This window comes from Bacteroides sp. FSHCM14E1 (assembly GCF_019633785.1).
GTDB classification, from domain to species: domain Bacteria; phylum Bacteroidota; class Bacteroidia; order Bacteroidales; family Bacteroidaceae; genus Bacteroides; species Bacteroides hominis.
Map to the genome: position 1 here is coordinate 73,063 of NZ_JADKYL010000002.1, position 13,903 is coordinate 86,965.

The 13,903-nt window shown below is 44.4% G+C and carries 14 protein-coding genes and 1 tRNA gene; 8 read left to right on the plus strand and 7 right to left on the minus strand.

Annotation, left to right across the window (positions count from 1 at the left end; genetic code table 11):
- The first annotated feature begins 129 nt into the window (after positions 1–129).
- On the plus strand, positions 130–1,140 hold the full coding sequence (locus ISX59_RS03305) for a 2-hydroxyacid dehydrogenase (protein ID WP_005776126.1): 1,011 nt from the start codon (positions 130–132) through the stop codon (positions 1,138–1,140).
- A 167-nt stretch (positions 1,141–1,307) separates the two neighbouring features.
- Here the strand turns inward: ISX59_RS03305 and ISX59_RS03310 are convergent, their stop codons facing one another.
- Both ISX59_RS03310 and ISX59_RS03315 read right to left on the minus strand, forming a co-directional pair.
- On the minus strand, positions 1,308–1,850 hold the full coding sequence (locus ISX59_RS03310; RefSeq protein WP_032530181.1) for a protease inhibitor I42 family protein: 543 nt from the start codon (positions 1,848–1,850) through the stop codon (positions 1,308–1,310).
- A gap of 240 nt (positions 1,851–2,090) precedes the next feature.
- A complete protein-coding gene (locus ISX59_RS03315) occupies positions 2,091–3,902 on the minus strand; it encodes a helix-turn-helix domain-containing protein (RefSeq protein WP_032535977.1) in 1,812 nt (603 codons plus the stop codon).
- A 250-nt stretch (positions 3,903–4,152) separates the two neighbouring features.
- Here ISX59_RS03315 and ISX59_RS03320 point away from each other — a divergent pair, with 250 nt between their 5' ends.
- The 5 genes from ISX59_RS03320 (at position 4,153) to ISX59_RS03340 (ending at position 8,002) form a co-directional block, all read left to right on the plus strand.
- Entirely contained in the window at positions 4,153–4,857 is a 705-nt protein-coding gene (locus ISX59_RS03320; protein WP_032530180.1) for a pirin family protein, read from the plus strand.
- Between the two features lie 17 nt (positions 4,858–4,874).
- Positions 4,875–5,582 carry a pyridoxamine 5'-phosphate oxidase gene (pdxH, locus tag ISX59_RS03325; RefSeq protein ID WP_080714202.1) on the plus strand — a complete coding sequence of 236 codons (708 nt, stop codon included), beginning with the start codon at positions 4,875–4,877 and terminating at the stop codon, positions 5,580–5,582.
- Between the two features lie 71 nt (positions 5,583–5,653).
- The gene (locus ISX59_RS03330) at positions 5,654–6,379 is read left to right on the plus strand and encodes an MBL fold metallo-hydrolase (protein ID WP_005776118.1); all 726 of its coding nucleotides are present in this window, start codon (positions 5,654–5,656) and stop codon (positions 6,377–6,379) included.
- Positions 6,380–6,398: 19 nt separating this feature from the next.
- Positions 6,399–7,478, plus strand: coding sequence for a DUF4468 domain-containing protein (locus ISX59_RS03335; RefSeq protein ID WP_005776117.1), 1,080 nt, complete (start codon positions 6,399–6,401; stop codon positions 7,476–7,478).
- A 143-nt stretch (positions 7,479–7,621) separates the two neighbouring features.
- Positions 7,622–8,002 (plus strand): VOC family protein, encoded by a 381-nt coding sequence (locus tag ISX59_RS03340; RefSeq protein ID WP_005776116.1) that lies wholly within the window; start codon positions 7,622–7,624, stop codon positions 8,000–8,002.
- An 85-nt stretch (positions 8,003–8,087) separates the two neighbouring features.
- On the opposite strand, the gene ISX59_RS03345 is transcribed toward ISX59_RS03340, so the two are convergent.
- The gene (locus ISX59_RS03345) at positions 8,088–8,276 is read right to left on the minus strand and encodes a hypothetical protein (protein ID WP_005776115.1); all 189 of its coding nucleotides are present in this window, start codon (positions 8,274–8,276) and stop codon (positions 8,088–8,090) included.
- Positions 8,277–8,373: 97 nt separating this feature from the next.
- On the opposite strand from ISX59_RS03345, the gene ISX59_RS03350 reads away from it, so the two are divergent.
- Entirely contained in the window at positions 8,374–9,108 is a 735-nt protein-coding gene (locus tag ISX59_RS03350; protein ID WP_032530179.1) for a bifunctional 2-polyprenyl-6-hydroxyphenol methylase/3-demethylubiquinol 3-O-methyltransferase UbiG, read from the plus strand.
- A 44-nt stretch (positions 9,109–9,152) separates the two neighbouring features.
- Here the strand turns inward: ISX59_RS03350 and ISX59_RS03355 are convergent, their stop codons facing one another.
- Complete coding sequence (locus tag ISX59_RS03355; RefSeq protein WP_022011514.1) at positions 9,153–11,018, minus strand: SLC13 family permease; 1,866 nt, start codon at positions 11,016–11,018, stop codon at positions 9,153–9,155.
- Between the two features lie 60 nt (positions 11,019–11,078).
- Positions 11,079–11,675: a TlpA disulfide reductase family protein gene (locus ISX59_RS03360; RefSeq protein ID WP_005776111.1), complete on the minus strand. Its 597-nt coding sequence runs from the start codon at positions 11,673–11,675 to the stop codon at positions 11,079–11,081.
- 140 nt (positions 11,676–11,815) lie between these two features.
- Here ISX59_RS03360 and ISX59_RS03365 point away from each other — a divergent pair.
- A tRNA-Thr gene (locus ISX59_RS03365) sits at positions 11,816–11,889 on the plus strand.
- 159 nt (positions 11,890–12,048) lie between these two features.
- On the opposite strand, the gene ISX59_RS03370 is transcribed toward ISX59_RS03365, so the two are convergent.
- Complete coding sequence (locus tag ISX59_RS03370; protein WP_005776110.1) at positions 12,049–12,636, minus strand: sugar transferase; 588 nt, start codon at positions 12,634–12,636, stop codon at positions 12,049–12,051.
- A gap of 31 nt (positions 12,637–12,667) precedes the next feature.
- Positions 12,668–13,891, minus strand: coding sequence for a DegT/DnrJ/EryC1/StrS aminotransferase family protein (locus ISX59_RS03375; protein WP_032530178.1), 1,224 nt, complete (start codon positions 13,889–13,891; stop codon positions 12,668–12,670).
- Between the last annotated feature and the right edge of the window lie 12 nt (positions 13,892–13,903).

The window sequence follows — 13,903 nt, forward strand, 5'->3', positions numbered from 1 at the left end:
ATTAATTGGAAACACAAACTGTTTCGATTGAAACGAATAAGAAAACATCGCAAGAAAAGACACCCCGAAAGCCAAACATTACTCCATTGCTAAACGTTTTTATATTATAGAATATAAAATAGGAAAACTATGGCATATACAATCGCATTTTTTGGTACCAAACCCTACGATGAAGCTTCTTTCAACGAAAAAAACAAAGAATTCGGATTCGAACTCCGATTTTTCAAAGGTCACTTGAACCGGCACAACGTGCTGCTGACCCAGGGAGTGGATGCTGTCTGCATTTTCGTGAACGACACAGCTGATGCTGAAGTAATAAAAACAATGGCCGCCAACGGGGTAAAATTACTCGCTCTTCGCTGTGCCGGATATAATAATGTAGACTTAAAAGCCGCTGCCGAAAACGGAGTAACCGTTGTCCGCGTCCCGGCCTATTCACCGTATGCCGTAGCCGAATATACGGTTGCCCTGATGCTTTCACTCAACCGGAAGATTCCGAGAGCTTCGTGGCGTACACGGGATGGGAACTTCTCTCTGCATGGACTGTTAGGTTTCGATATGCACGGAAAAACAGCAGGTATCATCGGTACGGGAAAGATTGCAAAAATACTGATACACATCCTCAAAGGATTCGGCATGAACATATTGGCCTATGACCTATATCCGGATTATAACTTTGCACGGGAGAACCAGATAGTATATACGACGCTCGATGAATTATACCACAGCTCGGATATCATATCATTGCACTGCCCGCTCACTGAACAGACAAAGTATCTGATCAATGACTACTCGATCAGCAAAATGAAAGACGGAGTAATGATCATCAATACCGGACGGGGACAGCTGATTCATACCAATGCGCTGATCGAAGGATTAAAAAATAAAAAGATCGGTTCGGCCGGACTGGATGTTTATGAAGAAGAAAGCGAATACTTCTACGAAGATAAATCGGACCGTATCATCGACGACGATGTGCTGGCACGTTTGCTGTCATTTAATAACGTGATCGTAACTTCTCATCAAGCATTCTTTACCCGCGAGGCTCTGGCTAATATTGCAGCAACGACTTTGGAGAACATACGGGACTTCAAGAACCGGAAACCTTTAGTGAATGAAGTGAAACTGGGCAATGCTTAGAAAAGAGCAACACGAAAAAGTGATGTGTAACAAACAATAATGCCTGCCACTTCTTTCTCAAGAAACGGCAGGCTTAATCCAAGGGGGGGACCCGGATGAAATACATAATGTCCGGGATTACTATTTAGCATTCTCTATTTATGTGCCTTCGGTTCACCCTTTTTTCATCAGTATTCCACAATGCTCTCTAACAAAGGCTCTCCCTTCAGAGGAGCATAAATAGTTACTTTAGCAAAACCATACTTGGGCTCGCGGGTTACTGTTTTAGTCATACAGATGAAGCGGTAGTTATAGCCGCTTACCAGTTGTTTGGCAACCAGAAGTGGAGTGTAATCCACCCCTTTCAAAGTCATGCAGGTCTGGAACAATTCTTTATCCTGATCCGTCAACGGTTCAAATTCTCCCCAGCCTCCTATTATTATATCCGCTTTTTCGGAAGTAACTACTGTATAAGGGAATACGTCTTCGTAAAGAACTCCCGTGACATCACGATAATAGGCAAACTGAATCTCTACCTGTCCCGGCTGCAAAAACTGGAAGGTAAAAGACTGTACAGACATTCCACCCAAGGTATCGGCATCTTCTGACAATTCCTCCACAAGGGCAACTCCACCAGTCAGGCGTACTAAAGCGTAACGATAACCAGTACCTGCATGTGAGGTACGTTTGATGGTGATTGTATCACCTACTTTGAATGCTTTCCTAATCATAACAATACGTGTTTTTTAAAAGATTAACTCTGTGAAATTTTCTAATAGCCTGATGCAGTGACCGGCCTTGCTGAGAATAATCTGCCGGGAGAAAACTCCCGGCAGATTTTGGGTACAGTACATCACCTAAACCAGATTCGTTGATGTGGTTCAAAGGTAAAGGGAAAGATTTACAGATCAAAATACTTGAAGTGGGTTATTCTCTCATTTTTTCACTCTTAGTCTCTCATTTTTTCACTTTCACTCAGTAATTTCCTTATTACTAACACGTTGTACTCCTACCTGAAAATCGGTAGGAGTCACCCCAAATTTACCGGAAAAGAGACGATAAAAAGATTGGGTAGACATTCCACACTCCTGGGCTATCGTGTCTACTGTATAATCGGGGTAATCTTTCAGCATCTTGGCAGCATACTCCAAACGAAGATTATTAATGTATTTTGAAAAACTCATTCCGGCATATTGCTTAAAAAGCGGCGCAAACTTATTCTTGGGAATGTAGATTGTCTTGATTAACTCCTCTCTCGAAAAGTCCGGCTGAAGATATAACTGCCGGTTAATGATTTCACGCTCCAGTTTGTCGAACAGCATTTTATCGTGTACCGCATTGTTATCTTCCGTCTCGGGCTCCGGATCGACAGGAACATCCGACTTTCCGGGCTCTTCTGCCTGCAATGCATTTCCATCTATATACGTCCGTACTTCCCGCTCTTTCTGTAACTGTTCTTTCAATAGATGGTTCTCCTCTTTTTTCCGGTAGAGTTCTTCTTTGTGAACCAGCAAATCCTCGATGGTTCCTACCATTGCCTTATTCTTACGGCGTATGGTACGGTTATGTCGGATGGTTCTCCATAAAAGTACCCCTAACAGAAAAACAATACAGACCACAAATATCAGCAAGGCATTCCTCATCCGCATATCAGCGGCTTGCTGCTGAATAAACATATCCTTTTCATTCGTTTCATAAACCGCTGCCAGTTCCAATGCAGCACTTTTCTGCTCTCTGGCCTTAATGCTATCACGCAACACAGCCAGCTGTTCAAAATATCTTGCAGCAGTCCGGTAATCACCTTTATCCCGATAGGCACGCCCGAGGGACTTCTTAATGGTGACCATATAATAATTTACCGTATCTTTCCGCGTGACATATACCTTTTCACGAGCGGAATTCATGCGGATCACCTGATCATACATCTTCCGATCGAACAGATAAGGCATAATCAGGTAGTCATCGCGATCGTATTCCTTACTTACTGACAAAAATAGCCGGTAATAGCGGTCAGCCTCTTCCGACCGCCCCAACCGGAAAAGAACCACAGCGTAATGGGCGTACATTGCCTTTTTTTCCTTTCCGCTCAATCCCTCCATCGGTATCTCACTGCCGGTCTCTTCCGTCACAATCCTTTCTAATGCAGCCAGTGTTTTCAGGGCCTCTTCACTACGCCTGTCCGACTCCTGAAATATCAGCAAAGTATTGTAATTATAGCGCAGGTTATCGTACTTATATGGGTAATCTGTTTTTTCCATCATCGCTACCGCCTGCTCCATAAATTCATATCCCTTATCCTTATTACCCTGATAATAGAGCATCTTCCCCATATTAAACAGAGCAACGGACTGCATCGCTTTATCATCACACAGTTCAGCCCTCTTCAAAAGCAAATCCACATACTGTGCCTTTTTATTCTCATTGTGCAAACAGTCGTAACACGAAATCATACGGTGCACCTGTTCCATATAGTTTTTATCACTATTGAGCACCGAGTCACTTTCCAAAGCACGCTTATAGAATTTCAACGCCCAGTAGTATTGCCCTACATTGAAATACAAATCGCCTTCCACCACATCCAAGCGGAACGGAGGAAGCGACTTCTGTTTCCTCAACTGCTCCATGATCTGCTGCGCTTTTTCAAAGTCGGAGAATGTATACTTATATACGTTGTCATCTGTAATCAAACTGTCTGGTAAAGAAAACGTTCCGGCGCAAACAGACACCGGAGATATAAAACAATGAAGCAGTACTAACAGAATAACATACAATAACTTTCTCATATCTTCTTACTATTGGCGGATTTTGGAAGCACAAAAATAAGATAATAATATTTTCAACAAAATTTTCTCCGGCTCATATTTACCGAACGCATTCAAATCTCTTCTGTTTACCGGATTTCAAGAGTCTGATTGTTTCTCTTCTGGAACCGCCTCCTTCCCCTTGTTCCTAATAAAAAAGTGAACGCTTCAAACCATTTATACTTCCCAATTGTTTGGCTTATAGAATACATTTTAAAAGAAAGGATACATTATGAAAAAGGTAGTTCACCGCTCGGATACCCGCGGACGATCTTTATATGACTGGCTTGACAGCCACCACAGTTTCAGCTTTGATGAATATTATAATCCCGAACGCATCCACTTCGGCGCTTTACGAGTGCTGAATGACGATCGTGTCGCACCGGGAGAAGGTTTTCAGACCCACCCACATAAGAACATGGAAATCGTCTCCATCCCCCTGAAGGGATTTCTGGCACACGGAGACAGTAAGAAGAACAGCCGTACCATCACTGTTGGCGATATTCAGGTGATGAGTGCCGGAACAGGCATCTATCATAGTGAAATGAACGGCAGCAAGTCGGAACCTGTGGAGTTTCTACAAATATGGATCATGCCCAAAGAGCGAAACACCCACCCACTCTATCAGGACTACGACATCCGGGGGTTGCTGAAGAAAAACGAACTGGCCCTGATTCTGTCACCGGATGGCAGTACACCAGCCAAACTGCTACAGGACACCTGGTTCTCAATGGGTGAAGCAGAAGCCGGAAAAACGCTTGAATACAAGATACATGGAACGGATACGGGAGTCTACGTTTTCCTCATCGAAGGAGAAATAAAAATAGACGATATCATCCTGACCCGCCGCGACGGATTGGGAATCTCTGAAACCAAAAGCTTTGAGATAGAAACCCTGAAAGACTCCAAGATATTACTGATAGAAGTACCGATGTAAATTTAAAGTAATTGCTTATGTCAACCGATCATACGTCCACACATCCTGATTCCCCTCTTCACGGAAGAGGGGCCGGGAGTGAGACTATCAACCTCGCTGCCATCCGGCAGGAGTACACCAAAGGCGGGCTGAAGGAAGGAGATCTTCCCGACAACCCGCTTTCTCTTTTCAACCGATGGCTGCACGAAGCTATCGATGCACAGGTAGAAGAACCTACAGCCATGCTGGTAGGTACCGTATCCCCCGAAGGGCGACCATCGACCCGTACCGTATTGCTGAAAGATTTGCATGACGGAAAATTTATCTTTTATACCAATTATGAAAGCCGTAAAGGCAGTCATCTGGCAAAGAATCCGTATATTTCTCTCTCTTTCGTCTGGCATGCGCTGGAAAGACAGGTACACATTGAAGGTATTTCCTCAAAAGTCCCTGCCGGTGAATCCGACGCCTACTTCCACCAACGCCCCTACAAAAGTCGCATCGGAGCACGCATCTCTCCTCAAAGCCGTCCGTTGAAGAGCCGGATGCAATTGATTCGCAGTTTCGTTGCAGAAGCTGCCCGATGGGTAGGCAGAGAAGTGGAACGTCCGGTACACTGGGGAGGCTATGCCGTCACCCCTGAACGAATCGAGTTCTGGCAGGGTAGAGCCAACCGACTGCACGACCGCTTTCTCTACACCCTCCAAGCGGACGGAAGCTGGCGGAAAGAGAGGCTTGCCCCTTGATATTTCCGGTTATTGTGCTTGCGCAACCAACAAATAATACGTAATATTGCATTCATAAAATACATCCGCTTATGATTCTGGATTATATATACCACAGCGGGTTCGCCATCGAAGCAGAAGGTGTAACCCTTATCATTGATTATTACAAGGACTCTTCGGAAACGGAACGAAATAAAGGTATCGTACACGACCGTCTGCTCCAACGACCCGGCAAGCTGTATGTACTTGCCTCACATTTTCATCCCGACCATTTTAACCGGGAAATACTGACCTGGAAAGAGCAACGTCCAGACATCATCTATATCTTCTCAAAAGATATCCTGAAGCATCATCGGGCACAAAGTGAAGATGCTATCTATATTAATAAAGGTGAGGAGTACGAAGATGATACACTGCGCATTCAGGCTTTCGGTTCTACGGACGTAGGCATCTCCTTCCTGATTCATCTGCAAGGGAAAAGCATCTTCCATGCCGGTGACCTCAACAATTGGCATTGGAGCGAAGAGTCTACCGAACAAGAGATACGCAAAGCCGAAGGCGACTTTCTGGCAGAAGTGAAATTTCTCCGGGAATCTGCTCCGGCCGTCGATCTGGTAATGTTCCCCGTCGACCGCCGAATGGGAAAAGATTATATGAAAGGCGCCCAACAATTCATCGAACGAATAAAAACTACTATATTTGTACCCATGCACTTCAGCGAAGACTACGAGGGAGGTAATGCTTTCCGGTCTATAGCCGAAGCCGGTGGATGCCGTTTCATCACCATCACTCACCGGGGCGAAAGCTTTGAGATATAACTAAATAAAACATACGATTATGAACAAACTGACACAATTTTTTCTCGTGTTATTTATGATTTGCCTGCCTGCAACCCTTTGGGCAGACAATGACAAAGATGATGATGACAGCAGATACCTTGCGGGCGCCGTGCCCGAAGTTGACGGACGGGTAGTTTTCAGCCGCGAATTCAGCATTCCCGGCATGTCACAAGACGAAATCTATGAACGGATGCTCAAGTGGCTTGACGGACGCATGGCCCAGAACAAAAACAATAGCCGCGTGGTATATAAAGACCAAGGTGTCATTGCCGCAACCGGCGAAGAGTGGCTGGTATTCAGCTCTACCGCTCTTTCTTTGGACCGTACTTGGCTGACCTATCAAATCACCGTCAACTGCCAGCCGCAGAAGTGCACAATGGAAATAGAAAAAATCCGCTACACTTATCGTGAAAAAGAAAAATATACAGCCGAAGAATGGATCACCGATAAATTTGCACTGAATAAAACCAAAACCAAACTGGTACGTGGTCTTGCCAAATGGCGCAGGAAGACGGTAGACTTTGCCGATAACCTTTTTGAAGAGGCAGCAAAAGCACTGAGCCAAAAACCTCAGGAAGCCGCAGCAGCAGAAGCCGCTCCGAAAAAGCCGGCAGTAGTGACCGCTCCGAAAGTTGTGGTAATCGGTGGTGAAAAAGAAACTGAAAAGGTAGAAAAAGCAGCTACGGTTACCCCCGCAATCCCTGTTACCCCTCCAAGCACAATGCCTGGCTATAAAGAGGTAGCTCCCGATCAAGTCCCTGCCAACGCCATCCAGATGGGTGCAGGCCGACTGGTGATCGCTATCGGCTCCGATCCTTTCAACATGACCATGATGACAGCTAACGCCGGAGGATCCATAGGAAAAATTTCCGGAAGCCCTGTTGTATTCAGCATCCTCTCGCCCGACCAGCCTTACGAGCAACTGGAGAAAGCAGAGACATATAGCATACGTTTCTATCCTACAGGACAAAGCGAGCCGTCTGTCATACTGGAATGTCAGAAGCTTCCTGCCCCGACACCAATGGAAGGACAGCCCAGAACTTATGCAGGTAAAATAACAAAAGCATTTATGAAATAAATCAGCCACCACAGATTACACGGATAAACACAGATTGAATTTTAATTAGATTATTAATATAGACAATCTGCCCTAATCAGTATAATCTGTGGTGCAACTTTATAAGTTCTATTTTAACCTAAAACAAAATAAACTTAGCAACAATGGAAATAAAAAGTAGATTTGACCACTTTAACATCAATGTGACTGATCTGGAACGCAGCATTGCTTTCTACGAAAAAGCACTGGGACTGAAAGAACACCACCGGAAAGAAGCCGCTGACGGTTCCTTTATTCTGGTATATCTCACAGATAGCACCACCGGATTCTTATTGGAACTCACTTGGCTGAGAGACCATACCGAAGCATATGAATTGGGAGAGAACGAAAGCCATCTCTGCTTCCGTGTAACGGGAGATTATGATGCCATACGCCAATATCACAAAGAAATGAACTGCGTATGCTTTGAGAATACTGCCATGGGACTGTATTTTATCAACGATCCGGATGATTACTGGATCGAAATATTGCCGGAGCGGTTCTAAAACGATAAACGACGCATGTTTCTAAACAATGAACGATAAACAGGCTGCACATTAATATTGCAAACAGTTTATCGTTCATCGTTATTTACCGTTTGTGTCTATTCGCCCTCTTTCTCCGAATTTCAGCTTTCATCTTGGCTGCTCCGGAACCATGGGTTCCCTTTATATAAGTTGTTTTCTTCGCTTTTGTTTTTACTTTATTTTCATCTTTTTTCGGGCCTTCTTTCTTTCCTTTAAAGACAATCCCACCCATAATTGCATCTTCTAAACTCATAATCTTTCCTTTCTTATTCTATATTTTCCGTGGACAAAGATACTCTTTTTCTGTGAATTCCCTATCTTTGCCCGCTGTAACAACTAAAAACCAATCAATGGATACATTCCTGCTCCCGGCAGAAAAAGACCCGATGGGTGCCGCCATAGCCGATTATTATCACAATCACAAGGCAGACAGACTGCGTGTATTTTCTTCTCAGTTCGATGAAGACGAAATACCCGTCAAACAACTTTTCCGCGAAGCCGGACAGATGCCCCTGCTCGAACGCACAGCTCTTCAGATGGCTACCGGAAGAATACTCGACGTAGGCGCCGGAAGTGGCTGCCACGCCCTTGCTCTTCAGAAAGCCGGCAAAGAAGTTTCTGCCATCGACATCTCTCCTTTGTCCGTCGAAGTGATGAAACTCCAGGGAGTAAAAGATGCTCGTCAGGTCAATCTGTTCGACGAACACTTTGCCGATACTTTCGATACCATACTAATGTTGATGAACGGTTCCGGTATCATCGGACGCTTGGAGAATATGCCTGTCTTCTTCCGTAAGATGAAACAAATACTCCGCCCGAATGGTTGCATCCTGATGGATTCAAGTGACCTCCGCTATCTGTTCGAAGATGAAGACGGAAGTTTCCTGATCGACCTGGCCGGAGATTATTATGGAGAAATCGACTTCCGCATGCAGTACAAAGACATTCAAGGTGATTCTTTCGACTGGCTGTATATCGACTTCCAGACCCTCAGTGCCTATGCTGCCGACAATGGCTTCAAGGCCGAAATGATAAAAGAGGGCAAACATTATGACTACCTGGCCAAACTGACTGTTGTCCCGTGACCGGGCAGGCATGAAAACTCCCGATAACCAGCCCTCCTAAAAGACTAAAACGGAAACAATAACGGCAACACGAACACCATCACCACGCCCATAATGATCTGCAACGGAAGACCAACTTTTACATAATCCATAAATGTATAGCGTCCTGCCGGCATCACCAATGCATTAGGCGGCGTGGAGAAAGGTGAAGCAAAACACATACTCGCCGCCACCGTCACGGCAAACAGAAACGGATAGGGATTCAGTCCCAACTGTACGGCAGAGTGAAGCGCAATAGGAGCAAGCAGCACCGCAGTAGCCGTATTGCTGATAAACATCGTCATCAGCGAAGTAGTGAAATAGATGCCTGCCAACAAAGCAAAAGGCCCGTAAGTACCCAGACCGTTCACCAATGATTGCGACACCACTTCCGAAGCCCCGGTTTTCTCCAATGCCAATGACATGGGCAACATTCCCGCTATCAATACAATACTCTCCCAGTTGATTGTTTTATAAGCTTCTTCCACATTGCGGAAACATCCGGTCAGCACCATCAGCAGAGCTGCGACAATTACTGCCGTCACAGGGGCCACCGGAATAAAGTCGAACATCATGGTTATAATCATCCCCAACATGATCAGTGCCGCTACCGGTGCTTTATGGTTCAAGGTCACTTTAGCTGCTTCAGCCAATGGTTGCCCCAGAACGACCCATTGCGACTGGTCTTCACCAAGCCTGGCAATGTTTGCCCAACTTCCCTGTACCAGCAAGACATCTCCCGAATGCATTTTTTCATCCTTCAGGTTTTTCAACAAGTAGTCACGCTTGCGCTGAATTCCCAATATATTAATGCTGTAATTCTCCCTGAATCCGGAAGCTTTTACCGGTTTGTTTATCAAATTGGCAGTAGGCAGCAACAAGATTTCGGCAATGCCTATCTCCTGAAAATCGAAACCTTCATCCGTATTATGCAAATTACCTTCCGTCTTATGTGTATCCAATAAAGCCAGACGATTCTCACCGACAAAACGTTTCACGTTCTCAAACTCCCCTAATACATAAAGAATATCTTCTGCTTCAATCAGGGTTCCCGCTTCTGCCATCTCCTGCTTTTTTGTCTTAAAAAAGTGTCGGGATGAAACCGATCGGCGACGCACTTCCAGAATTGTCACATGATACCTCTGCGGAATCCCTAACTCCTGTATTGTTTTACCGACAATTCCTGAAGATTCTTCGACCTCCACCCTATACAGGTTCTGCGATAACTGATATTCCCCCGCCAATTCCTGAAGCGACTTATTCTTATGCTTTCCCCGCGTTTCTTTATCTGTTTTCTTCGTCAGGAATATCTTGCTCAGCGGGATCAGCACAATCAGACCGACAGTAACACATACCAGTCCCACGGGAGTGAAGGTAAAGAAAGAGAGCCGTTCATATCCGGCTTCAATCAAGGCATTCTGTATCACAAGGTTAGGCGGAGTACCAATTAACGTCATCATACCACCCATACTGCTGGCAAAAGCAAGAGGCATCAGCAGACGGCTTACATTGATATTGGCACTCATGGCCATGCTGACCACAATAGGCAGCATCAATGCCACCGTTCCCGTATTGCTGACAAAAGCGCCGATAGCCGCTGTCACCAATATGATCAGTACAAAGAGTTTCAACTCGCTTGTTCCCGCAAACTTCAGGATACGGCTACTGATCATCTTTGCCAGCCCCGTTTGGAAAATAGCTCCGCCCACCACAAACAGACCGATCATCATAATAACAACAGAATTGGAAAAGCCCGAAAGCGCTTCCTCCGGAGTAAGGATATTGAAAAGTATTAATAATACCAGCGCACACAATGCCACTAAGTCAGACCGTACCTTTCCACTCATGAAAAAGGCAGCCGACAGTACGAGAATAATAATCGTTATAGCCATACAATAAAAAGATGGGGTGATTCCATGCTAAAAACAAAAAATCACCCCTGCTTGTTCAACTTATTTCTTCAGCATTTCATCAATTTGATTTACCAGTGAAGTAAATTCCTCTTCGTTATACAAACGAGTCAGCTTCACAATCTTGCCTTCCCGGTCTATCAGTACATTGCGGGTGATACCCGATTCACGCAATGCATATTTTGCAAATATATCCGCTCCCGGATCCAATCCCAACGGATAAGTCACCCCTACCGACTTACCAAATGCAATCACTTTGTCAAGAGGTTCGTCACGATCAATACCGATCAAGGCAAACTCCGGATTGCTTTGATGTTTCAGCCAGATATCTTTCTCTATAAAAGGCATCTCTTTACGACATACTCCGCACCAACTGGCCGTGAATTGCAACATCACCACTTTGCCACGAAGTGCAGAAAGCTCTATCTGCTTTCCATCTGTCAGAGTAATAGTAAAATCGGGGGCCATCTCTCCTACTCTCACAATATATCCTGTGCTGTCTGCCGCAACACTATCCGTTTTCACCACTACACTATCCGCAACAACGGTTGCTTTATCCGCTTTTCCCTGTCCGGAACATGCTGCCATACCCCAAAGAAGCAATGACAGACCACATACATAAAAAAAGTTCTTCTTCATACTTTTCTATAATTAATTGATTTGCAAAAGTAAACAAAGAATCCGATTTATCAAACACTATTTTTATGAAGCATTTTTTGCCAAAGTATTTGCAAGTTTAAAAGTTTTTCCTACCTTTGCACCCGCAAAACAGAAATGACGCCTCTTTAGCTCAGTTGGCCAGAGCACGTGATTTGTAATCTCGGGGTCGTTGGTTCGAATCCGACAAGAGGCTCAATAAAAGAGAAAGGATCAGCAATTGCTGATCCTTTCTCTTTTATTGAATTAATTTCTTTCCGGAACTTACTCCCGAGCTACTCCTCCTTCTTCTTTCTCACGTAATAAGGTACAAAAACAAAAAGAAGAACTTCCCTCACTTTCTTCAAAAACGTATCTAACGAATGATGCTCCAAAATGTCAGAAATATAATTTTAAAATATTCCTTCACCGAACGATTACATATATATTTCATATTATACCGTATTTTATCGGGCATAATCTGTTCTATATATGCCTTGTCGGGATCCGAAGCCTTTCCAAGAATCGTGTTTTCATCCACATATTCAATAGAAGCATAATCCGTAATTCCGGGACGTACGCTCAATACCTTTTTCTGGTCATCAGTATACAAATCCACATACTTACGAACCTCAGGCCGTGGTCCCACCAGACTCATATCACCTTTCAGTACATTGAACAACTGAGGTAATTCATCTAATTTATACTTCCGGATAAAATACCCGGTACGGGTTATTCTGGGATCTCTCCCCCCCACCGTTATCAGTCCCTTCTTATCAGCCCCCACACGCATTGAACGGAATTTATAGACATAAAAATCCCGCCCGTATTGTCCCACACGAAGTTGTTTATAGAAACCGCCTCCTTTACTTTCAAGGCAGATGGCTATATAAAGAAAGAGAAAAACGGGAGAAAGCAGAAGAATTCCCAAAAGGGAAAAAACAATATCAAAAAAACGAATCAAGAAGCTTATCTGTTTAGTGTTTGTAAATATACTATCTGTTTTCTGCGATTACGGTCGTATAGGCCGCCTTTACAGTATCAATAATGAAATTCAATTTTTCACTATCCAGTTGAGGATATATCGGCAATGATATCTCACCCTTAAAATTCTGATAAGCCTGTGGATAATCATTCATATCATATCCCATCGATTTGAAGAACGACAACATCGGCATCGGTATAAAATGTACATTCACAGCCACTTCACGTTTAGCGATCTCGTCAATCATCCGGTCACGTTGCTCTTCTGTAAAGTCTTTCACACGCAAAGCATAAATATGATAAGAGCTTTCCTTTTCTCCATCTACAGAAGGCGGCACAATAGCCCAGTCACAAGTCGAAAAAGCATCATTGTAAGTATTGAACACCCTTTTTCGCTCCTTCAGCAACTCCGGATATTCCCGTATTTGCGCCAGTCCGATGGCAGCATTCACATCGGCCATATTGATTTTCATTCCGAAACCGACAATATCATAACGCCATCCTCCGGCTTTAGATTTCGAAAAAGCATCCTTAGTCTGGCAGTTCAGGCTCATCATCCGGAGTTCTTTATACAGCTCTGCATTATCGAACGGCTTGGGCAAGTTCAAACAAATGGCTCCACCTTCGGCAGTAGTCACGTTCTTCACGGCATGGAGTGAAAAGATAGCCACATCAGTTTCGCAACCGGTACGCTGCCGGTTACTGTAACGTGCCCCCAAAGAATGGGCAGCATCATTCATCACCAAGATACGTCCTAATTTTTCTTGCACCGGAGATTCCGCACGGAACAATTTTATCATTTCAGATTCCTGTACCAGTGCCATGATCTTTTCATAATCGCAAGGAAAACCGGCAATGTCTACCGGGATAATTGCCTTTGTTTTAGCAGTAATAGCTTTACGAACAGCCTCTACCGAGATATTAAAATCCATTCCGGAATCCACCATCACCGGTTTAGCCCCGGCATGAAGCACGGCCAATGCCGTTGCACTATAAGTATAAGCAGGAACAATTACTTCATCTCCCTCCTTCACTCCCAGCCAACGCAACATCATAATAGCTCCTGATGTCCAGGAATTGACACAAAGTACTTCCTTTGCTCCCGAGAAAGATTTTATTTCTTCCTCCAAAGCCTTCACTTTCGGACCGGATGTGATCCAACCGGAACGTAACGAATCAACGACTTCGTTGATGACCGCCTCGTCAATATAAGGTGGTGAAAATGGTATTTTCATGAGTTATATATT